This is a genomic window from Colwellia sp. 20A7 (assembly GCF_009832865.1).
GTDB lineage: Bacteria > Pseudomonadota > Gammaproteobacteria > Enterobacterales > Alteromonadaceae > Colwellia.
In genome coordinates, this window is record NZ_CP047130.1 from 3,319,022 (window position 1) to 3,342,355 (window position 23,334).

Annotated in this window: 18 protein-coding genes, 4 tRNA genes and 1 pseudogene; 5 read left to right on the top strand and 18 right to left on the bottom strand. The window is 35.6% G+C overall.

Going from position 1 to position 23,334, the window contains the following annotated elements:
* Positions 1–308: 308 nt before the first annotated feature.
* From lon to GQS55_RS14365, 8 genes and pseudogenes are all read right to left on the bottom strand, one after another.
* Positions 309–2,656 (bottom strand): annotated as a pseudogene (lon, locus tag GQS55_RS14330) (endopeptidase La).
* Between the two features lie 252 nt (positions 2,657–2,908).
* Positions 2,909–4,186: an ATP-dependent protease ATP-binding subunit ClpX gene (clpX, locus tag GQS55_RS14335; protein WP_159821155.1), complete on the bottom strand. Its 1,278-nt coding sequence runs from the start codon at positions 4,184–4,186 to the stop codon at positions 2,909–2,911.
* A gap of 123 nt (positions 4,187–4,309) precedes the next feature.
* Positions 4,310–4,957 carry an ATP-dependent Clp endopeptidase proteolytic subunit ClpP gene (gene clpP, locus GQS55_RS14340; protein ID WP_159821156.1) on the bottom strand — a complete coding sequence of 216 codons (648 nt, stop codon included), beginning with the start codon at positions 4,955–4,957 and terminating at the stop codon, positions 4,310–4,312.
* A gap of 181 nt (positions 4,958–5,138) precedes the next feature.
* Positions 5,139–6,446, bottom strand: a complete 1,308-nt coding sequence (gene tig, locus GQS55_RS14345; protein WP_159821157.1) for a trigger factor — start codon at positions 6,444–6,446, stop codon at positions 5,139–5,141.
* 999 nt (positions 6,447–7,445) lie between these two features.
* Positions 7,446–7,522: transfer RNA gene (locus GQS55_RS14350), tRNA-Pro, on the bottom strand.
* A 40-nt stretch (positions 7,523–7,562) separates the two neighbouring features.
* A tRNA-His gene (locus tag GQS55_RS14355) sits at positions 7,563–7,638 on the bottom strand.
* A 31-nt stretch (positions 7,639–7,669) separates the two neighbouring features.
* Positions 7,670–7,746 (bottom strand) — tRNA-Arg (locus tag GQS55_RS14360).
* Between the two features lie 156 nt (positions 7,747–7,902).
* A tRNA-Pro gene (locus GQS55_RS14365) sits at positions 7,903–7,979 on the bottom strand.
* 326 nt (positions 7,980–8,305) lie between these two features.
* Here GQS55_RS14365 and folD point away from each other — a divergent pair.
* On the top strand, positions 8,306–9,160 hold the full coding sequence (gene folD / locus GQS55_RS14370; protein WP_159821158.1) for a bifunctional methylenetetrahydrofolate dehydrogenase/methenyltetrahydrofolate cyclohydrolase FolD: 855 nt from the start codon (positions 8,306–8,308) through the stop codon (positions 9,158–9,160).
* 121 nt (positions 9,161–9,281) lie between these two features.
* Here folD and cysS read toward each other — a convergent pair whose 3' ends face one another.
* Positions 9,282–10,703, bottom strand: a complete 1,422-nt coding sequence (gene cysS, locus GQS55_RS14375; RefSeq protein WP_159821159.1) for a cysteine--tRNA ligase — start codon at positions 10,701–10,703, stop codon at positions 9,282–9,284.
* Positions 10,704–10,909: 206 nt separating this feature from the next.
* On the opposite strand from cysS, the gene GQS55_RS14380 reads away from it, so the two are divergent.
* Positions 10,910–11,401, top strand: a complete 492-nt coding sequence (locus GQS55_RS14380; protein ID WP_159821160.1) for a peptidylprolyl isomerase — start codon at positions 10,910–10,912, stop codon at positions 11,399–11,401.
* Between the two features lie 71 nt (positions 11,402–11,472).
* Positions 11,473–12,234 (top strand): UDP-2,3-diacylglucosamine diphosphatase, encoded by a 762-nt coding sequence (gene lpxH, locus GQS55_RS14385; protein ID WP_159821161.1) that lies wholly within the window; start codon positions 11,473–11,475, stop codon positions 12,232–12,234.
* Positions 12,235–12,291: 57 nt separating this feature from the next.
* Here lpxH and GQS55_RS14390 read toward each other — a convergent pair whose 3' ends face one another.
* The 5 genes from GQS55_RS14390 to miaE all read right to left on the bottom strand — a co-directional run bounded on the left by GQS55_RS14390 (position 12,292) and on the right by miaE (position 17,512).
* Entirely contained in the window at positions 12,292–13,392 is a 1,101-nt protein-coding gene (locus GQS55_RS14390; protein ID WP_159821162.1) for a hypothetical protein, read from the bottom strand.
* A complete protein-coding gene (locus tag GQS55_RS14395; RefSeq protein ID WP_236559649.1) occupies positions 13,380–14,738 on the bottom strand; it encodes an MbnH family di-heme enzyme in 1,359 nt (452 codons plus the stop codon). Before GQS55_RS14395 ends, GQS55_RS14390 begins: the two co-directional genes overlap by 13 nt.
* A gap of 4 nt (positions 14,739–14,742) precedes the next feature.
* Positions 14,743–15,705 carry an MbnP family copper-binding protein gene (locus GQS55_RS14400; RefSeq protein ID WP_159821163.1) on the bottom strand — a complete coding sequence of 321 codons (963 nt, stop codon included), beginning with the start codon at positions 15,703–15,705 and terminating at the stop codon, positions 14,743–14,745.
* A 259-nt stretch (positions 15,706–15,964) separates the two neighbouring features.
* Positions 15,965–16,552, bottom strand: a complete 588-nt coding sequence (locus GQS55_RS14405; protein ID WP_236559650.1) for a CAP domain-containing protein — start codon at positions 16,550–16,552, stop codon at positions 15,965–15,967.
* Positions 16,553–16,756: 204 nt separating this feature from the next.
* Positions 16,757–17,512, bottom strand: coding sequence for a tRNA isopentenyl-2-thiomethyl-A-37 hydroxylase MiaE (gene miaE / locus GQS55_RS14410; RefSeq protein WP_159821164.1), 756 nt, complete (start codon positions 17,510–17,512; stop codon positions 16,757–16,759).
* A gap of 187 nt (positions 17,513–17,699) precedes the next feature.
* Here miaE and GQS55_RS14415 point away from each other — a divergent pair, with 187 nt between their 5' ends.
* Together GQS55_RS14415 and GQS55_RS14420 are read left to right on the top strand one after the other, a co-directional pair.
* Complete coding sequence (locus tag GQS55_RS14415; RefSeq protein ID WP_159821165.1) at positions 17,700–18,005, top strand: hypothetical protein; 306 nt, start codon at positions 17,700–17,702, stop codon at positions 18,003–18,005.
* Between the two features lie 280 nt (positions 18,006–18,285).
* Positions 18,286–18,885: a Yip1 family protein gene (locus tag GQS55_RS14420; protein WP_159821166.1), complete on the top strand. Its 600-nt coding sequence runs from the start codon at positions 18,286–18,288 to the stop codon at positions 18,883–18,885.
* Positions 18,886–19,033: 148 nt separating this feature from the next.
* On the opposite strand, the gene purF is transcribed toward GQS55_RS14420, so the two are convergent.
* From purF to GQS55_RS14440, 4 genes are all read right to left on the bottom strand, one after another.
* Positions 19,034–20,551, bottom strand: a complete 1,518-nt coding sequence (gene purF / locus GQS55_RS14425; RefSeq protein ID WP_159821167.1) for an amidophosphoribosyltransferase — start codon at positions 20,549–20,551, stop codon at positions 19,034–19,036.
* 47 nt (positions 20,552–20,598) lie between these two features.
* Positions 20,599–21,081, bottom strand: a complete 483-nt coding sequence (locus tag GQS55_RS14430) for a CvpA family protein (RefSeq protein ID WP_159821168.1) — start codon at positions 21,079–21,081, stop codon at positions 20,599–20,601.
* Between the two features lie 84 nt (positions 21,082–21,165).
* Positions 21,166–21,789 carry an SPOR domain-containing protein gene (locus tag GQS55_RS14435; protein WP_159821169.1) on the bottom strand — a complete coding sequence of 208 codons (624 nt, stop codon included), beginning with the start codon at positions 21,787–21,789 and terminating at the stop codon, positions 21,166–21,168.
* A 29-nt stretch (positions 21,790–21,818) separates the two neighbouring features.
* Positions 21,819–23,303, bottom strand: a complete 1,485-nt coding sequence (locus tag GQS55_RS14440) for a bifunctional folylpolyglutamate synthase/dihydrofolate synthase (protein WP_159821170.1) — start codon at positions 23,301–23,303, stop codon at positions 21,819–21,821.
* Positions 23,304–23,334 lie beyond the last annotated feature (31 nt).

Here is a 23,334-nt window from a genome sequence, read left to right on the forward strand (position 1 = left end):
TTTTCTTTAATAAAAGTTTTAATAAAAGTTCGTCCTAAAAAATAAAGATTCGTTATGTTATTTTATTTTGTTGAACATCAAGCGCCGAGTTGAAAAAAAATTATTATGTCTAATCCTTTATTAATTTATACCTAATGAGCAGCAGCCTCTTAGGTATACTAAACAAGGGGTCTAGCGACATAAGCGTTGTTAACTTACCATAGTTTCAGCGTTTGAAAAGCCTTTATTTCACTTTTTTACTGTTTTTACACGTTTTTTTGCTTTTTTTGGTTATTTACATCAAAAATGCAACTTTTTACGCATAAAAATTACTCTGCCTTCCACTGTTCTACTGGGTGTTCAAGCGCGATTGAAAGCACTTCATCAATCCATTTTACTGGGTGGATAGCGAGATCAGCTTTAACATTTTCAGGTATTTCTTTTAAATCACGTTCATTTTCATGAGGTATAATAACTGTTTTTATACCACCACGATGAGCGGCTAAAAGCTTCTCTTTTAATCCACCAATAGCAAGAACTTCACCACGTAATGTAATCTCACCAGTCATAGCCACATCCGCTTTCACCGGGTTACCTGTTAAACTAGAAACAAGTGCTGTACACATACCAATACCGGCACTAGGACCATCTTTTGGTGTTGCTCCTTCAGGAACATGAACATGTATATCTCGTTTTTCATAAAAGTCTTCATTGATACGTAATTTCTCTGTTCTACTACGTACAACAGTCATTGCTGCTTGAATAGACTCCTGCATAACATCACCTAATGAACCGGTGTAAGTTAACTTACCTTTGCCTGGTACAGAAGCGGTTTCAATCGTCAGTAACTCTCCACCAACTTGTGTCCATGCTAAACCAGTAACTAAGCCCACTCTGTTTTTGTCATCGGCCTTGCCGTAATCAAAACGTTGAACACCTAAATATTCGTTTAAGTTCTCTTGGTTGATGACCACTTTTTTCAGCTTTTTATCTAATAAAATAGCTTTAACTGCTTTACGACATAACTTAGAGATTTCACGCTCTAGGTTTCGAACACCAGCCTCACGCGTGTAATAGCGAATAATACCAACAATAGCACTATCTTCTATTTTAATTTCATTCGCTTTTAAGCCATTACGCTGTATTTGCTTATCAACTAAATGACTACGGGCAATATTAAGCTTTTCATCTTCTGTATAACCAGACAAACGAATAACTTCCATTCTATCAAGCAATGGGCCTGGAATATCCATACTATTTGACGTTGCAACGAACATCACATCAGATAAATCATAATCCACTTCTAAATAATGGTCATTGAAGCTTGAGTTTTGCTCAGGATCTAATACTTCTAACAATGCCGATGCTGGATCACCACGCATATCCGATGCCATTTTATCTATTTCATCTAATAAAAATAGCGGATTTTTAACGCCCACTTTTGACATTTTTTGAATCAGCTTACCTGGTAATGAACCAATATAAGTTCGACGATGCCCTCTAATTTCAGCTTCATCACGTACACCACCTAAAGCCATGCGAATATACTTTCGGCCCGTCGATTTTGCAATAGATTGCCCTAATGAGGTTTTACCTACACCAGGAGGTCCTACTAAACATAGAATAGGTCCTTTAAGCTGACTAACCCGTTGCTGTACGGCCAAATACTCTAATATGCGCTCTTTAACTTTATCTAAGCCATAATGATCTTTGTCTAATACTTCTTGTGCTAGTGCTAAATTACGTTTAAGTTTGCTACGTTTTTTCCACGGCACATTAATCATGCATTCGATATAACTACGAACGACAGTTGCTTCAGCAGACATCGGTGACATCATTTTTAATTTTTGCAATTCAGCTAACGTTTTATCTTTTGCTTCTGTCGGCATTTGTGCTTCATCAATACGCTTTGACATTTGCTCAAGCTCATCAGGCGTTTCATCACCTTCATTAAGCTCTTTTTGAATCGCTTTCATTTGCTCATTTAAATAATATTCACGCTGACTTTTTTCCATTTGCTTTTTAACGCGAGTACGAATTTTTTTCTCAACTTGTAGTAAGTCAATCTCACCTTCCATTAATGCCATTAAATGCTCTAAGCGTTTAACAATATCAATTATTTCTAGTACTTTCTGCTTCTCTTCTAACTTCAGTGGCATATGAGCTGCCATAGTGTCAGCTAATTGTTCAGCATCATCAATACCAGAAACAGAAGTCAGTACTTCCGGCGGAATTTTTTTATTCAGTTTTACATAGCCTTCAAACTGAGAAATAGCGGAACGAATTAATACTTCATTATCATCCTCGGCACTATTTTCAACAGTTAAATATTCAATATTCGCACTAAAGTATTCTTCTGTTTCAATAAACTCAGTGACCTTGGCGCGTTGTACACCTTCCACTAATACTTTAACGGTACCATCAGGGAGTTTTAACATTTGTAAAAATAGTTGCAACAGTGCCAGTTTCATAAACATCCGCAGCTTGAGGATCATCCACAGCAGCATCTTTCTGTGCGACTAAAAATACTTGCTTATCATTTTCCATCGCAAGATCTAAACAACGGATAGATTTTTTCTCGACCTACAAATAATGGGATAACCATTTGTGGATAAACGACAACATCTCTTAAGGCAAGAACGGGGATTTCAACTACACTAGTTAATTCTTCGGTCATGTGTGTCTCTTTGGGAAGTTTAAATTACTGATAAAATCTATATGGGGATAAATAGAAAACTTACAAGCAATAATAACAATTTGATTATATTTATTACTAACTAAAGGGGAGTACTCATAAACATTAGAACACCCAGCGTTTGTTAGACAACCCTCAGATTCACTATTCTCTATGTCATTATTGTCGCTTTTAAAACAAAAAAAAGAGCCCATAAGGCTCTTTATATTTCAATATTGATTTTTCGGCAGTAACTTACTCTGAAGCAGCTTGCTCTTGTTGACTAGCATAAATAACTAATGGCTTAGATTCACCTTTAATTGTAGTCTCATCAACAACAATTTTACTTACGTTCTCCATTGACGGAAGCTCGTACATGGTATCAAGTAAAACAGCTTCAACAATAGAACGTAAACCACGTGCACCGGTTTTTCTGTCCATTGCTTTTCTAGCAATAGCATGAAGCGCATCTTCTCTGAATTCTAATTCAACATCTTCCATATCAAACAATGCTATAAACTGCTTAGTTAATGCATTTTTAGGCTCTTGTAAGATTTGAATTAATGCCGACTCATCTAATTCACGTAAAGTAGCGACTACCGGTAAACGACCAATAAATTCAGGAATCAATCCGTATTTTACTAAATCTTGCGGCTCAACATCTTCTAATCGTTGAGTTAACGTTATTTCTTCATCTTTACCACGTACCTCTGCACCAAATCCAATGCCAGTACCGGTATGACAACGTTGCTCAATAACTTTATCTAGGCCTGCAAACGCACCGCCACAAATAAATAAAATTTTAGAAGTATCTACTTGTAAAAATTCTTGCTGAGGATGCTTACGACCACCTTGTGGCGGCACTGAAGCAATAGTACCTTCAATAAGCTTTAATAATGCTTGTTGAACACCTTCGCCAGAAACATCACGCGTAATAGATGGATTATCTGATTTACGCGAAATTTTATCAATTTCATCAATGTAAACTATACCACGCTGAGCTTTTTCAACATCGTAATCACATTTTTGTAAAAGCTTTTGAATTATATTCTCAACATCTTCGCCAACATAACCAGCTTCAGTCAACGTTGTTGCATCAGCCATAGTAAATGGTACATCAAGTAAGCGCGCTAACGTTTGCGCTAATAATGTTTTACCTGAACCAGTAGGACCAATAAGTAAAATATTACTTTTTCCTAATTCAACACCATTATGTGAATCACCATTACGTAAACGTTTATAGTGATTATAAACCGCTACTGCGAGTACTTTTTTCGCATGGTCTTGACCTATAACATAATCATCTAGACTTTCACGTATTTCAACAGGAGAAGGTAAAGCTTCCTTTTCTTCTTTAGGAGAAATTTCTTTTATTTCTTCACGAATAATGTCATTACATAATTCTACACATTCGTCACATACAAATACTGATGGGCCAGCAATTAGTTTACGTACTTCATGTTGGCTTTTGCCACAAAATGAACAGTAAAGTAATTTACCATTGTCACCGTCACCACTTTTAATATCGGTCATGCCCTACCTCAAATCTTTAATTCCGTTAATGATTACTACATCTTTTCATAAGTTGTAATATAGCAATTATTAAATCATCTTTTAAGTTGAATTTGATAAATCAAACTCAACTTACAACTAATATTAGCTATTTCTTTGTTCTAATATGGAGTCAACTAAACCATATTCAACTGCGCTTTCTGCACTTAAGAAATTATCACGGTCTGTATCATGAGAAACTTTCTCAAGAGGTTGTCCTGTATGCTCCGACATTAAACGATTCAACTTATCTTTAATAAATAATATTTCTTTCGCATGAATTTCGAAGTCTGATGCTTGCCCTTGGAAGCCACCTAAAGGCTGATGAATCATTACACGTGCATTAGGTAAACAATAACGCTTACCTTTTTCACCACCTGAAAGCAAAAATGCTCCCATGCTTGCCGCTTGGCCAATACATACCGTAGAAATATTAGGTTTAATAAATTTCATCGTATCATAAATAGCCATACCCGCCGTTACAGACCCACCTGGAGAGTTGATATAAAGAAAAATATCTTTATCCGGACTTTCAGATTCTAAGAATAGTAATTGCGCTATGATTAAATTTGCCATGTGGTCTTCAACTTGGCCACATAAAAATATAACACGCTCTTTAAGTAATCTTGAGTAAATATCATAAGAACGTTCACCCTTAGCAGTCTGTTCGACTACCATTGGTACTAATGCACTCTCAGGGCTAGTCGCTGAATTTTGAGAGTTTGTCTGGGAATTGAATTGAGAATTAAACAAGTGTGTTCCGTCCTTAAATATAAAATACATGGTTACTTTAACTAAGCAGCTTAAATTAAGCTACATTCTTTAAGTAATCATTAAAAATAATACGCTAAATAAAAATGGCTTGTATGAAAATATCCATACAAGCCATTAAATTTAAGCGATTGCTAAGCTTTTTGTCAATAAAAAAGCGATATTACTTCCCTTCTGGGTTCATAATCTCTTTAAAAGTTGCTTTTTTATTTTCTACTTTTGCTTTTTCAACTAAAAATTCAACTGCCTGCTCTTCTAAAGCGACATTTTGCATTTGCTGCATTAATTCTTTGTTGTTTGCGTAGTATTCAATAACTTCTTGTGGATCTTCATAAGCAGATGCTGCTGTTGCAATTAGCTCATCAACTTTAGTAGTATCAACTTTAAGTTCATTAACCTTAATCACTTCACCTAGTAACAAACCAATTTTAACGCGACGTTCAGCTTGCTCTTTAAACATGTCGTTAGGTAGTTCAGGTAAGTTATTAGGATCCATTTGACCTTGGAAACGCTGCATAGCTTGTTGACGTAATACGTCAATTTCTTGTGCAACTAAAGCTGATGGTAAGCTAACGTCATGACTTGATAGTAAACCTTCAAGCACTTGTTCTTTAACTTTAGCTTTAACAGCTTGAGTTAATTCACGTGTCATGTTTTTACTAACTTCTTCACGTAAAGCTTCAACGCCACCTTCTTCAACACCGAAAAGTTTAGCAAATTCTTCATCAACAGGAGGTAAAACAGCACCTTCAGTTGTATGAACAACAATGTCAAACTCTGCTTCTTTACCTTTTAGGTTTTCAGCATGGTAATCATCAGGGAAAGTTACTTTAATTGTTTTTTCATCGCCAGCTTTCATACCAGTGATTTCTTTTTCGAAACCAGGAATCATACGGCCAGCGCCAAGCTCTAGTTCAAAACCTTCAGCTTTACCACCTTCAAACTCTTCACCGTCAATACGGCCAGTGAAATCAAGTACTAACTTGTCACCTTTCTTAGTTTTACGCTTATTTTCTTTCCACGTTTGGTGTTGCTTTTGTAATGTTTCAAACATTTCATCTAGATCGTCAGCTGATACTTCAACATCAGGACGCTCTATCGTTATATTTTCTAAACCTTTTAATTCAACTACTGGGTAAATTTCAAAAGTTGCTTCAAATTTTAATTCTTTACCATCTTCATTGCTTTTTGCAACAAACGAAGGACGACCCGCAGGATTAATTTTTTCAGCAACAATAGCATCAACAAAGCTACGTTGCATGATTTCACCAGCAACTTCTTGACGTACAGATTTACCGTAACGTTTTTGAATAACTGATGGTGGAACTTTACCCGGACGGAAACCGTTGATACGTTGGGTTTTACTTACTTGACGAAGACGATTTTTAACTTCAACATCTACTGTTTCGGCTGGAACAGAAATAGTCAAACGACGTTCCAAACCTTGTGTAGTCTCAACTGAAACTTGCATTTATATACCTCAAAACTTAGCGTGTTACGCTTTCTTATATAGCATCAATTTTACTTGCTAATGATAGTAAAAAAAGTGCCTTGCTCATACGAACGGTTAAAATTTATGACGCGGAATTATAGCTAGACACAAAAGAAGTTGCAAGGGCAAGTTTCTAGCGTAAATTACAGCTTAAATAAAGCCTTACATATAGTGGGTTAAGCTAATGAGTAACCTCGGTAATATACACGCGTCACAATTATAAAATACAATTAAATTACAACAACTTACAAACAAAACAAGATAACTGAAAATTTAGACATAATCATTATATACAGTGAAATTAATTAAATCACACCTAACCTTACCTTGTAATCAATCCGATAGACTTACAAATCATTACTAACTATTAGTAGGATCACCACAAAATCACTCTGCTCTATTTAGCTAATAAGTCTATTCATATAAGCTAATATAAATAAATGCGTATTAATAATGCAATATTTCACCGAATAAAGTACTGATACCAATCTCACTAACTATGTGATCATTTCTACTTGTTAAAATCACCAACTTTTTCTACGTATAAAATTGTTCACCTAATTAATGAAACTGGTATAAATTGAATAAACAGTTAAATAAGTTGTTTATAGATGATGAAAGCATTGAGCTTGCGACTTAATTTGGAAATACATAAACCGAATAATAGTTAATTGTTACGACTGAACTTGATGACACCCAAACCAAAATTTGGTTAATGATGGACTACATAGAGTTTAACAATAGAATATATAGCAAGATTTTAAATCAAGAAGTATTGATTTACATAAATTGAGAAGTGGTCAGTAATGAAGATTAAAACTTGCGACTGAACTTGATGAAACCCAAACCAATTTTGGTTAGATATGGAAAATAATATTTTTGAGAAGTGGTCGGTGATGCAAGATTCGAACTTACGACTGAACTTGATGACACCCAAACCAATTTTGGTTAGATATGGAAAATAATATTTTTGAGAAGTGGTCGGTGATGCAAGATTCGAACTTGCGACCCCTTGGACCCAAACCAAGTGCGCTACCAAGCTGCGCTAATCACCGATTTTTTCAAATTCTTTGAGTAAGGAACTCAAAGTAAAGATGGGGTGGCTAAAGGGACTTGAACCCTCGACAACCGGAATCACAATCCGGGGCTCTACCAACTGAGCTATAGCCACCATTATATCTTTTATTCATACTTTTTAAGTATGGCGCGCCCTGCAGGATTCGAACCTGCGACCCACGCCTTAGAAGGGCGTTGCTCTATCCAGCTGAGCTAAGGGCGCACATTAACCTACAAAAGCATTATAACCTATTTAATAAATAGATTATCTTCAGTGATATATAATCAAAGTTATTACTAAATTTGATAGCACCAAAGCTAACACTTTATCTTTTAAATATTTCTTTAAAATTTCTTTAAAGAAATGAGTAAGAAAAAGTGGTCGGTGATGCAAGATTCGAACTTGCGACCCCTTGGACCCAAACCAAGTGCGCTACCAAGCTGCGCTAATCACCGACATTCGTTTAAAACTAACTAAAAGATTAGCTGTCTTCAACGGGTGCGGATATTACCGATTTGCGCGTGCTCAGTCAAACTATTTTTATAAATAAATACTCGTTCGTTCACTTTTAATGCAACTTGCTTAATTAGTATCAAAAACCTTGTATATATAAGACAGAAGTAAGAATTAAGCTTTTGCTGTTCAATATATAGCTATTCAAACTTTTCGTGATAAATAATTCTAACTCTTAACTATAACTAGCGTAGGGTTTATGGCAAAATAACCTCAATTTTACAGACCATTTATCTCACCAATTTATTTAAGGTTACAGTTAAGTATTATGACGGCATCATTAATTGACGGCAAAGCTATTGCCAAAAAAGTTCGCGACTCTATTAAAGAAAAAGTTAGCCTACGCATAAATAAAGGTCAAAGAGCTCCTGGACTAGCAGTTATATTAGTAGGTTGCGATGCAGCTTCTCAGGTTTATGTAGGTAGTAAACGTAAAGCCTGTGAGGAAGTTGGTTTTGTTTCTCGCTCTTATGATTTAGCTGCCACCACTTCACAGGATGAATTATATCAATTAATTAATGAGCTAAATAACGACAATACTATTGATGGTATTTTAGTTCAGCTACCGCTCCCAAAAGGATTAGATGCTAATTTAATTATTGAACACATTCACCCTGAAAAAGATGTTGATGGTTTTCACCCTTCTAACGTTGGTAAGCTTGCTTTACGCCAACCTGGTCTTCGCCCTTGTACACCAAAGGGAATAATGAAGTTAATTGAATCAACGGGTATTCAGCCTCATGGTTTAGATGCTTTAGTTGTCGGGGCTTCAAATATTGTAGGTCGACCAATGATGTTAGAATTATTACTCGCAGGATGTACCGTTACAACTACCCATAGATTTACTAAAGATCTTGAAGGAAAAGTTAGAAACGCTGATTTAATTGTAGTCGCCGTTGGTAAGCCAGCCTTTATTCCAGGTGAATGGATTAAAGATGGTGCTATCGTTATTGATGTTGGTATTAACCGTTTAGAATCTGGTAAGCTTGTTGGCGATGTTGAATTTGATGTAGCAAAAGAAAAAGCCAGTTTTATTACACCTGTACCTGGTGGCGTTGGCCCGATGACAGTTGCTTGCTTAATTGAAAATACATACATTGCTTGTGAGCAATTCGGTAAATAATACGTATTTTTTATTTTTGAAGTCTAGCTAAAAGAGTGTACAAATTTGTTGCACACTCTCGTTCATAGTTAATGATACTGCTTGCTAATTAACGAGCACTAGACTTAATAAAAATTATTATCTAACTATTTTTGCGCCATGTTGTTTTACCAGCACTATCTTCCAGTATAATATTCATCGCATTCAACTTATCTCGAGCTTCATCAGCAAGCGCCCAATCTTTATCAATACGGGCTTGATTACGTTGAACAATAAGCGCTTCAATAACAGCTACTTCTTCATTCGCATTTTGCCCTTGCAAGAAACTTTCTGGCGCCAGTTGTAATAAACCAATAACACCACCTAACGCTTTTAATGTTGCCGCTAATTTTTCAGCTTGTTCAATATTGTTACTTTTTACGACATTTAATTCTTTAGCAATTTCAAATAGCACTGCTAGTGCCTGTGGCGTATTAAAATCATCGTCCATAGCCTGACAAAATTGTTTAACATAAGTAGATGACTTATCTAAAGTAAAGTCTGCCTTAATATCAACATCCCTTAATGCAGTATAAATACGCTCTAATGAAGCTCTTGCTTGATTTAAGTTATCTGTCGAGTAGTTTAATTGGCTACGATAATGCCCTGTCGTTAAGAAAAATCTGACAGTTTCTGCATCATACTGCGCAAGTACATCACGAATAGTAAAGAAGTTACCTAAAGATTTAGACATTTTCTCCTGATCTATTTGTACCATCCCTGTATGCATCCAATAATTTACATAGGGAGTTTCAAGTGCACAACAACTTTGGGCAATTTCATTTTCATGATGAGGAAATTGTAAGTCTGAGCCACCACCATGAATATCAAAATGATGACCTAACTCTTTTGCATTCATCGCTGAACATTCAATATGCCAACCAGGTCTGCCCTCACCCCACGGTGATGACCAACTTGGCTCGCCAGGTTTAGCTGATTTCCATAAAACAAAATCTAATGGATTATTTTTTGATTGATCAACATCAACTCTTGAACCTGATTGTAACTGATCTAAATCCTGACCACTTAGCTTGCCATAATCAACATAGCTAGAAACGTCAAATAACACATCACCCTTACCTGTATTATTAGCATCACTACTGTCTTTTTCGCCCGCGATATAAGCATGCTTTTTCGCGACCAACGTTTCGATCATAGCAATAATTTCATCCATATGAGTCGTTACACGCGGCTCAATATCTGGACGAGCTATATTTAATGCATCAAAATCTTCATGCATATAAGCAATGGTACGTTCAGTAAGTTGCTCAGTTGTTTCATTATTTTGTGCAGCACGATTAATTATTTTATCTTCAACATCAGTAATGTTGCGTACATAATTCACATCATAGCCAGAAAATCGCATATAACGCGCAATATTGTCGAAACTGATGTAAGTGCGTCCATGGCCGATGTGGCATAAATCATAAACAGTACAACCACAAACATACAATCCCACTTTACCAGGGTTAATCGGGGTAAAAGCTTCCTTTTTACGAGTTAAAGTATTGTATATCTGTAACATGAGGGTTTACGACTCCAGTAAATAAAAAATAATAATGTACTACATTGAAATGGATTGTACCCCAAGCGTGTTATCGAATCACCATACCAGATGCACTTTATATCAATTAATACCCAAGTAAATTAAATATATTAAAACCTCTATTTTTAATTCAGCTAATGATCGCGTACAATTCCGTTAAATTTTACCCTGTAGATGAGATCCCTATGATTATTTTCAAAACAACCCTTGGCGATATTAAAATTGAATTAGATTTTGATAAAGCACCAATTACTGCCAAAAACTTCCAACAATATGTTGAAGAAGGTCATTACGATGGCACTATCTTTCATCGTGTAATTAAAGGTTTTATGGCACAAGGTGGTGGTTTTGCACCAGGCTTAGAAGAAAAAGAAACACGCGCTAGTATTCAAAATGAAGCCAGTAATGGTGTAAGTAACAAACGTGGTACATTAGCAATGGCACGTACTCAAGAGCCTCATTCAGCTTCTGCACAATTTTTTATTAACTTAACTGACAATGACTTTTTAGATTTTAAAAATGAATCTGTACAAGGTTGGGGTTATTGTGTGTTTGGTGAAGTTGTTGAAGGTATGGACATAGTAGACAAAATGACTTTAGTACCAACAGGAAGTTTACACGGTCATGGCGATGTACCAAAAGAAGATATTGTTGTTGAATCAGCAATTGTTGAGTAAGCGTTAGCTGTAAATATTAACACTCAAAATTAGCACTACATAATAGAAAGAAGCACTAGAAGCAACAGCCAATGCCAAGCACCAATAACCCCGTAACATATTTTATTGCTGATTTACATTTAGCACAAAACAGGCCTGATATTACCGCCTGTTTTTTACGCTTTTTGAAACATGATGCAATACAAGCACAAACGCTTTATATTCTCGGTGATTTATTTGAGGCTTGGGTTGGTGATGATGATGATAGTGCTTATTTAGCTACAATAGCCAAAGCATTAAAAACATTGTCTAACCTTGGTACCACTATTTATTATATTCATGGCAACCGAGACTTTTTATTAGGCGAACGTTTTGCAAAAAAATCAGCCATGATTTTATTACCAGAAGTTGATTTAATCGATTTATACGGACAAAGTGTGGTAATTATGCACGGCGATACCTTATGTACACGTGATGTTGCTTATCAACAGTTCCGTAAAAAATCTCGTTCTTGGTGGTGGCAAACCATGGTAAAAAGCTTACCGTTATTTGTACGTAAAAAAATAGCTGCTGATTACCGGAAAAAAAGCGCTGCTGCTACATCAGTAAAACCTCAAGAAATTATGGATGTAACGCCAGCAGAAGTTGTCAATTGCTTGGAAGCTCATCAAAGCCAGTTATTGATTCATGGTCATACGCACAGACCTGCAGTACATGAATTAACCGCCAATAATAAACCAGCAAAACGAATTGTATTAGGCGACTGGTATGAACAAGGAGCTTGGTTAAAAGTAACTCCTACTAAGATGGAATTACTCAACTACGCATTCAATCAAACAGATACGCCAGCATAAATTTATACCGACATACCTAATTAATCTGAGTTCATTTAAGATATCTTTAATCAATGCTTATAAAAGGTTATAGCGCCATTGTATACCTAAGCTAACGATAGAATTAACCTGTGATGACTCATTACTTTCATCTCTCATCCATTCAGTACGTAGTATAAAGTCAGGGTGAAAAGCATAATGCCAGCCAACACTTAGTCTGTTTGGCTCAAACCCATTATTACTTAAACCAACTTGCTCAATAAATGTCTCTGTTGTTTGAGAGAATTGGTTATCAGCACTTAATATTTCATATTCGAGATGAAGGCTGTGCTTTTTTCTTTCGACAAAAGCGGCTAAACGATATGAGTTTTGAACTGCATCCATATACGCACTTTGTGTAGTTGTAAAAATTTGACCATCTACTTGTGCTTGAATCCATTCAAATTCACCATGAAAACGCCATTGGTCATATGCCCATGTACCATCTAAATACATACCTGAACTTAAGGTATCACCCGTAAAAAAAGATTCAACTACATTATCTACCGATACGCCATGGCTGTGCTCTTCACTATAACGTACATCTTCTCTTTGCTCTGCTTTACCATACATTACCCAAAGTTTAGCTACCGATTGAAAAGATTGTGATTGAAAAGTAAAATGACTAAACGCCGATATGCTGCCATCACCAGAAGTAGCAGGAAAATTATCACCACTAAATAGCTCAACACCTAACTTATAACTTGAATTTAACTCATCAATTGAATTCATTAAAGCAAGCCGCGCGCCGACATCAGTAAAATGGCGTCCAAATAACATATCTGCAGATAATGGAGCTTGACTAAAAATATCGGTAGCCGAATGATAATTAACAGTATCGGTTACCTCGGTTGAAATCTTGCCTACTTCAATTTGAAACATTTGCTGTGCAAATTGAAATTCTGTGCCAAACCAAAGACTTTCTAATTCAAGGCTATTTTCACCACTGTGGCTATGCGCACTTAATTTGGCGGCAACATAGTATTCTTTATTTAGGTTCATGTACCCCTGCAGTTGTGCATCATCTAAGCTTGCACCTTCTTCTGCAGGTACTGCTTCACCACCAACTAAAAAACCTTGCGGTTGCCATACTTCACCGCTCTCTACTATTTGGTTGTTACGATAAGTTATAGCAGCCAAAACTTTAATTGAGTCCTTCTCAGACAAAGAAACTTTTTGGTGAGCCATTGCTGGTTGATAAACAATAGAAAGTAAAGATAATAGCCATATTGGCTTAATACGCTTAAGCATTGATTTTCCTCATGCGGATTCGAAAATTTTTCGTTATTAATAAAATCATAATCAGAAAGTGACTCTAAAAAAGAGACTACAGCGTCAATTTCTTCATCTGTAGCTGAAAAGCCAAGTATCAGGGCTGATTTATAAGGGCTATTTTTTCCATCCCCCGCGTTAACACCATATTCTGTCAATGTTCCACCTCTGGCATAATGCTCAACAACCTCGCGTAAAGTACCGATACTGCCATCGTGCATATAAGGTGCTGTAAACTCTATATTTCGTAATGACGGTGGCCTAAATTTACCTTTGTCTGTCGGATCAGACGATAAATCAAAGATTCCCTGATCTTCTACGGGATAGCTCCCATCAGAATTTACGTTGTACAAACCGTTATTAAAAAATGGAAATAAAAGTGCATCATTCAACGTATTCGCATCTCTATATGACACAGTAAAGTTAATACCTGTATGACAGTGAAAACACTCAAATTTTTCACCATTAAATAAACTAAAACCTTGTTTTTGCTGGGCGGTTAATGCTTCTTTATCACCTAATAAATATTCATCGTAAGGACTCTTAGCACTGATCATCGTTCGCACAAAGCTTGCCAATGAAAAAATAACTTTATTCATGGTTGCGCCTGAATCACTATCAGGAAAAGCAGCTTCAAACATCTCTTGATACTTCTCATCGTTATTAAAACGGCTTAATACGGTATCAAGTTCAGCATCAGTAACCCCTAACTCAATAGGATCATCGGCACGAATTGGTACATTTAATTGATCTTCTAACTCAAAAAAAGTGTCATTACTCCAAGTAAATGTTGCGTTATATGCCGCGTTACTTAACCCTTGACTGTTACGCACTAAAGCATGCCCAGTTGATCCTATTGGCGTACTAATGCCATCGGCAAAGGCGTTAGATTGGAAGTGACAAGAACCACAAGACTGAGTTTGGTTAGCGGATAACTGCTTGTCGTAGAATAAAAAACGACCCAGAGTGATTTTTTCTTTGGTGAGAGCATTAAACTCAGGAATAGCCGGTAACGGCATATGCTCAGGCAAGTCTAATAGCGTACGTAAGTCTTGTTCTGTTTCAGTTGAATTAACTGTTGTAGTAGAAGATACATTACAACCAGAGACAAAAAATAGCACGAATAATGAAAACGGTAAGAACATGAAACTCAATGAAGAATCAACTTCACTGAGTTTATGCAACGTTAACCGACGCAGATGTCTAAATAGCATTTACTTATTCTTTAATAAAAACAAGATTTGCATCAGCATCAGCACTACCATCAGTAATGTCTAACCCAAAATTTTCAAAAAGAGCAGCACAATCTGTTTGCATAGGGTTAGAATGACAAGATACTGTCGGCGTTACTTCATCACCTTTTGCAGCAAATTTAACATTATTTAACATTGCATCAATATCAAGTACAACAACGTCGTTAACAGGATTAAAGTTATCAAGAGTCACTTTAGGCGTATTCACAAAATCACAGGTATCTTTCTCTTCTAAAGCAAGTAAACCATCACCGCCGCAATCTCGACTACCTAAATGTATAAGACCATTGCCTTGAACTTCTTCAGTATTTTCAATAGTAAAATTCATCACAAAATGACGGTAACCACTTGCCCAAGACCAATATAATTCATTTAATGGTGTTGGCGCATCCTCTTGCGTGTTGGTCGCAATAACATCTTTCATAACAGCTTGTGGTACACCCACATCAAAACTAACGCTATTGACAGTACCAGTGCCACCAATAATAGTTCCACTAATACCCGTATTAGTACGCTCTGTACCACCTAAAGCATCATCTGTACATGCACCAGCGGTATTGCTAGTTAGATCAATTAAACCAACAAACCCTTGTTCGCTATGACGTTGAAAGTCATTAGCGTCTAATTCAACACTAACCTCTTCGTTATTTTCATTATAGAATTTAAGATTACTTACATAAAACCGTAAATCGCTTACTGAAATAGCATGTAATTCTTCAGTACCAAATTGGTTGTGGTTAGTATCACAGGCCACCGTTTCACCAGCACTTTTGGCTGTAAAATCAAGAGTAAAGGACGTATTTTCTTCAGTTGGCGTACCTGCATCAATAGTACTTTCACTACTAGACCCACAACCTGCTAATAGCACTACTGCTGCAAAGGTTAATGAGAAAGGAGATTTAATACCAGAAATAAAGCGTGTAAACATTATCGTAAGTTCCATGAATAATAAGAATTACGTCATTATAGATACACAACCTTTAATAAAAGAGTGACAAATTGTCGCACTTCTGAAGAAAGTTCTATTTTGCAATAATGTAAGTTAAGTTATTGGCAGGTTTAATTATTAAATTACTCAAAGCAGGCGCTAAGAGAAAAATCTTCCAAGGCAAAAACTCGATAAAATGATTGGTGTCAATCACTCAACGCAATTGACACCTTGAACTATTGTTACGCTTTCATACCCACTATTTTAATTTATCATGTTGTATTATAAATAGGCTTTTGTTGGGTATTTCAGTGAATTCAACAAGCTTAGTTTGGTTTTTTTCGTAACCTTTCGTTAAATAAACGACCCAATATTCAACATGAGGTGACTCCCACTTTTTTATAAAAGCGACCCCTATTTCATCTTGTTCTTTATAAAAATCAATATCACCTAATAAATGAGTTCGATGAAGTTCAGATCTTTTAAAGGCATCCCATACATCTTCAGCATCAGAGTACCCTCCGGCAATAGCCTCAACTTGATTGCTATTAAAATCATAACCATAATAGTTTGGGAGTTTATAGCCTACGTTTCGTAAACGTGAGTTTGGTCCTCCTTCAAGATTATGTACAACCAAACCTAACTCAGACATTTTTTTAGCTTTAGCCTCAGCCGCTACAGTAAGCAACCTATTACAACGGATAGATATTCGCTTTTGCTCATTATCACTTTTAATTAATTTAACTAAAGCCCTTGCTTCTTTATTGTTGCCGCATTTATCAGGTTCAATAGCTGAAACGAATACAGGAAAAAAAAGAAATATGATTATAAAATGCAATTTTGACATAAAACCCTAACAGTTTCTTATAGAGTCTTTTTAGTACTGTCAGCCCTATAAATTTTGTTTATTGTCATTTAATATTGCACAATTTCAAAAACTTAGATAGTTTAAATTTTTATAAAACTGCAGTAGTTAAAGGCTACTGAGACTTATAGGCCATATCTACTTATTATTCCTCTCTAAAAAACGCTTAAATTTAGAACAAACGCGTTAAATTGGCACACCACTATGGAATTTAAAATCCGTATCCGCTGATTGAATAAGTTCAGCTTCAATATTTCTAAAAAAAGTAACTCTTTCAGTTATATCTACTTTAGAAATATGTTCCGCAAGCGCTAAATAATCTTGATAATGACGTGCTTCAGAGCGAAGTAACGATAAATAAAACTTACCTATTTTCGAGTCTAAATGAGGTGCTATTTTAGCAAACCGTTCACAAGACCTTGCTTCAATGTATGCACCAATAATTAATTTATCAATCAGTGCTTCAGGTTCATAGGTGCGAACATTCTTAAGCATTCCTTTCGCGTAGCGTGCTGCTGGAATGGGGTCATAGGGGATATTGTTTTCTTCAATAATTTCTAATACTTGATAAAAGTGATGTAACTCTTCTCTTATCAATAAAACCATTTTATCAACCATATCTTGCCCGTATGAACAATCAGACTTAGCTTTAATCGACTTAGATAAAACATTCTTCCCTTTGAGCGTTTCAGTGTTACCAATACGTTTATAGGCAAACTGCTCATAAGGTTTCATCAGATCAGTTAATTGCTCTACACCTTCAGGTGTTAGTGCATAACGTTTAAGTAAAAATAATGCACTTTGAGCGGCTTTTAATTCACAAATTAAATGATCCCGAAGAAGTATTGGTAAGTTTTCTGTTTTTTTTGCTTCTTCAACCCAAGACTCAGGAGTCTCACACTTTAAGAAAGCGTTAATTGGCGCTAATAATTCTTCGTACATTGTTTTTATAAGTTCAATATTATTGATAATTTAGAATAATTTTAACATGAAGTTTACTAAATATATTACTTTATTCTGTCGTCCTTAAATGAATATAGATAAACGTTATAATTAATTTAACAATGATACTATTTAAAAAAACAATAAATTGAGATACTAGTAACACCTATACTCCCAGGTTTTGACCATGACCCATAACTTTAAAGATACCCCCCCTGACAATAAAGAAGCAAAAAAGTTAATTGAGCAGCATAAAAAACTTGTTCATACCGATAATATTAAGGTTATTTCACATGTACAACGTGAGTCCGATGATTGGGTTATTAATACGCTTATGCTGGAAGACATAAGTGTTGCTTTTAAATATAAACGAAAAAAATTATATAAAAGTTTAAAAGGGCAACGCGTAAATATTACTTACTACCCAGACAATGAAAATATCGCAGGATTTGATATTGAAGTAATGAGAATAGTTAGAATAAAGGTCTCCTAATCTACATAAATGGGATCTAATTACGTACTTAAAAATAAAGCTTACTTATATCTAGATGCGATAAGTAAAATAGTTTTTACTTATATTCAATATAAAAAGAACTTATTTTCACCTTTTATTGCCTATTTACCGATCAAACCTTGACGAATGAGCTGGTATCTTACATAAATAGGTTATCGACTATTATAATTTTTTAATGTCGAATGTTTATTTAGTGAACAATAATAAATTTATATAAAATAGCTAAATAATTAATCGGGGACTGCAAGAGGAAGTTGTTATGATATTAAATCATATTTGGGGTTTATATACTCACCCAAAAGACGAATGGCAAACAATTGAAAAGCGCCATGAAAGTTTAACCTATAGCATGATACATATTTTAGTCGTTGCACTCATTCCTACTATTTGTGGATATTATGCTGCTGCACATATAGGTTGGACAATAGGTGTTGGTGACCCAATAAAAATAAACCAAAGTAGCGCTCAATTAATGGCAGTGGCACTATATTGCGCTTTAATTGTTGGTGTATTAGCACTCGCCTACTTAATTCAATGGATGGCAAAAACCTTTGATGCAAAACCAAGTTTCGTACAATCATTAGAGCTTGCCGCATATACTTCAACACCTATGTTAATGGTTGGTATTGCTGCATTGTACCCAGTACTTTGGTTTGTCGCGTTAGCTGGGGTTGCCGCTGTATGTTATTCCATTTATTTATTATATTCAGGTGTACCTATTATGATGAATATTCCTGAAGAAAAAGGCTTTATATATTCAAGTTCAGTAGTAACCTGTGGTTTGGTTCTGTTGGTAGGAATGATGGCATTTAGTGCGATAATGTGGTCTATGGGGTTTGGACCAGAATACATTTCTTAACAAATTATTTAGCTAGTTACGTACCTTAACTAGTAGTTTAAGAATTGCTAATAACATCAGAGTAACGAGTAGCTAATTGAAAATTAATCGCTACTCGTTATCTTTTTACTCTACAGCTTAGCTAGAAGTATCTCTATATAACGTAAAGTTATTCTGCACCTTCATTGTACATATCAATAACAGTATCAGCATTTTTATCAGATTCTTCTTTACTGCTATTATTTCTTTGTGCATCAAGTTTTTCTAAATAGGCATTGTCTATATCGTTAGTCACATAGATACCATCGAATACAGAGGTATCAAAGCTTTTGATTTCAGGGTTCCCTGCTCCCACAGCAATAACTAAGTCTTCAATAGATTGATAAATAAGTTTATCAGCACCAATTAATTCACAAACGTCATCAACGTCACGACCATGTGCAATCAATTCGTTAGCGCTTGGCATATCTATACCGTAAACATTCGGGAAACGTACTTCAGGAGCAGCAGAAGCAAAATAAACTTTATTAGCACCTGATGCACGAGCCATTTCAATAATTTGCTCAGAGGTTGTGCCACGTACAACAGAATCATCTACGAGTAAAACATTCTTACCTTTAAATTCTGCTCCAATTGCATTCAGCTTTTGACGCACAGACTTTTTACGCTGCTCTTGCCCTGGCATGATAAAAGTACGGCCAATATAGCGGTTTTTAACAAAGCCTTGACGATAAGGTAAGTTTAATTGTTTGGCGATTTGCAACGCAATATCACATGATGTTTCAGGAATTGGAATAACAACATCTATTTCAACATCATCCCATTCTTTGGCTATTTTCTCACCAAGCTTAGTACCCATTTCAACGCGAGAGGCATAAACAGAAATTTTATCAATTGTTGAATCTGGTCGAGCAAAATAAACAAACTCAAAAATACATGGGCTATAGTTGGGCTTATCAAAACATTGTTGGCTATGGATTTGACCATTTTCTGAGAAGAATATGGCTTCACCAGGAGCTACATCACGAACGAATTCAAATGAACAAGCATCAAGAGCTACAGACTCCGATGCTATCATGTATTCAATACCATGCTCAGTTTCACGCTTACCAAAAACTAATGGTCTGATTCCATTTGGATCACGAAAAGCAACCATGCCATAACCAATGATTAAAGCTACAGTAGCATAAGCACCACGAACTCGTTTATGCACATTAGAAATAGCAGTAAAGATATCATCTGGTGTTAACGAAACACTTTCACTTTGCTGTAATTCGTGCCCTAGAATATTTAATAATAATTCTGAATCAGATGTAGTATTTACATGGCGGCGAGCTTTAGTGTTAAGCCAGGTTTTTAACTCATCCGCATTGGTTAAGTTACCATTATGCGCTAAAGATATACCATAAGGTGAGTTGGCATAGAAAGGTTGAGCTTCTGACGAACTAGAGGTGCCTGCGGTCGGATAACGAACATGGCCAATCCCTATATTGCCTTGTAATCTAAGCATATGACGTGTATGAAAAACGTCTTTAACTAAACCATTACCTTTTCTTAGACGAAATGTATTGTCATGGATAGTAACAATACCGGCAGCATCTTGTCCTCGATGCTGTAACACTGTTAATCCGTCATACAAATATTGATTAACCGGGGTTTTACCGACAATACCAACAATACCACACATGAATTTTTCTCCGCTGGGAAATTAGCTAATAGTTTTATAAATTAACGTTATGTTAGAAAACTTGATGATTGTTTGAGATACTCAAAAAACCATTCAACAACCAACCTGAATTCAGGTATTAATTGTGAACTTTTCCACCACTCAGTTGTTGCTGCACCAGTGAAAGCATCCATAAAGAATAACACTGCACTGATAATTAATACGCCACGCAATGCACCAAATACAAGTCCTAGAACGCGATCGGTGCCAGATAACCCTGTTTTCCTTACTAACTGTCCAATAAGATAGTTAATTAAAGCACCCAAGATTAAAGTAGTTATAAATAAAATTGCGATTGCGGCTGCATTTCGCAAAAATTGATCAGAGATATTAGTAAGAAGGTTAGCTAGATTTGCATAAAAGGTACTTGCAATAAAAAAAGCACCTATCCAGATAATTAACGATACAGCTTCTTTTGCAAAGCCACGTACCAAGCTAATTAGTGTTGACATGCCTATTACGGCTAAAATGGCGTAATCTATCCAAACCATGGTTTAAGTTTCTCATTCGTTAGAGGCGCGCATTCTATCAGAATCAAAAAACAAATGCCCAACCTTTTGGCTGTAATACTGTTATTAATTTGGGTAAAATCGAGAAACTTTACCCTGTACATTTGTTAGTTTTTTTAATGCTGGAATTTTTTTAGTTAAGGATGCTTCAATGAGTTCAGGTCCAACAAAAACTTTTGTTAAAGTACCTTTTTTAGTTTGAATAGGCTTAGTAAAAACAGTATACCCATTACTTTTTAATTTGTTCACTAGCTCTTCAACATTACTTTTATTTCTAAAGCTGCCAAGTTGAATAACCCAAGCTTCTTTGTTAACTGCTTTGGCTGGTTTTTGTCCTAAGACAGGTTTACTAATTGCTGAATCATTTTCTATTTTTTCAGGCTTATTTGCCGGCGTCACTTTAGTTATTTGATCATCAAGAATAGTATTTTCACTATTGCTATTATCCGCCTGTAATTGATCATCTATTGCTTGTTCATTTGAAACACTAGGGGCTTCTTGCTTTACTAAGGCTTCATTTGGGAATGGTTCTTGGGTTGTTTTTCCCGTAAAAGCAGGAGCTTGTGGAATTGCATCGAAGTCTGCTTGATTAGACTGTTTTTTGCCATCAAGTATATCAGGTAAGAAAATAACGATTGCTGCAGCAACAATAATGGTACCAACAAGACGATTTTGAAACGGTGTAGACAAACGATACTCCAAATAACTTAAGCTATAGTCTAAATTAAAAGCTGCCTAATTTCGGCAACCGTGTAAAAAGAGCCAAAAACAAGAATCAAGTCGTTCGATTCACTTTTAAGATTAGCCATTTTAAATGCCTGAGTAATATTGTCAAAGCAATTGATAGAATTAGTAAAATGAGACAGCTCTTTCACCATCAATTCAGACGTTGCAGCCCTTGGAACCATTAATGGTGCTACATACCATTCATCCACAGCGCTATTAAAGGGACTTAACGTATTTGCGATATCTTTATCTGCTAACATAGCAACAACGGCAATAATTCGTTGATATTGGTTTTGAGCTTTAAACTGAGCTATTTTTTCTGCTAAATATCGACCAGCATGAGGATTATGACCAACATCGAGCATAACATCACATTGTTGTGTAAAAGTAGTATCGAGCAAATCATTATGTTCAAGCTTATCTGCTTGATGATCTTTACCTTTAAATAACTCTGTTCTACCTGCAACTTGGGTATTTGAAATTAATCTATTAACTTTTTGGGTAGTTAACTGCACACCAAGTTGTTTTAAGACCATTAATGCTGTAACAACATTATCTTGAGGAATATGTGTCGCAATAAGATTATTCAAATAACATTGTGTTTTTTGATTATTTTTGTCGACTTCAATAAATTGAAGCTGCCAACTTGGTTCTGCTGGGTTATTAGATTTATTATCATTCGCAATGAAAAAGTCTTTATTACGTACTTTGACTTTACCTAATGCTAGTTGAAGACTGACTTCGTTAGTCGTTTCATTTATTCGCTTAGCGTAATCTAGTACAGATTGAGGTACATTAGGGTCACCAATAATAATATGCTGATCACCACGCATAATACCTGCTTTTTCAAAGCCAATCGTTTCTCTATCATTACCAAGGAAAGCTTGATGATCAAGATCAATCGTTGTTATAACAGCCACATCAGCGTCAATAATATTCGTTGCATCAAGACGTCCACCTAAGCCAACTTCTAAAATAATAACGTCTGGTTTAACCTTCATAAGCACAAGAAATGCGGCTAAGGTTGTATACTCGTAATAGCTTAGAGATATTTCATCTCTTGCTAGCTCTATTTCTTCAAAAGCAGTAATAAGTGATTGATCATCGATATCACTTTTATTAATACGTAACCTTTCATTAAATTTTTCAATATGTGGAGATGAGTATACGGCTACAGTTTGTAAACGAGTATTTTCTTTTGAATTATCGCTTTCACTAGCCGTATCATCTACTTTTTGGGACGTGACTTCTTCACCAAGTAACGCATTTTCTAAAAATGCGCACGTAGTTCCTTTACCATTAGTACCTGCAACAGTGATTACACAAGCAAAGCTAAAATCAATATTTAACTTTCTAGCAACTTGGCTAATACGAGCTAGCCCAAGATCAATTTCAGTGCTATGGATGGTTTCTAAATAACAAAGCCACTCATTAAGACTCGTAAAGTCTTTTGAGTGGCTTTCATTTTGTTTTAACATAAATTAATAGACTTTAGCTAATTTGAGATAA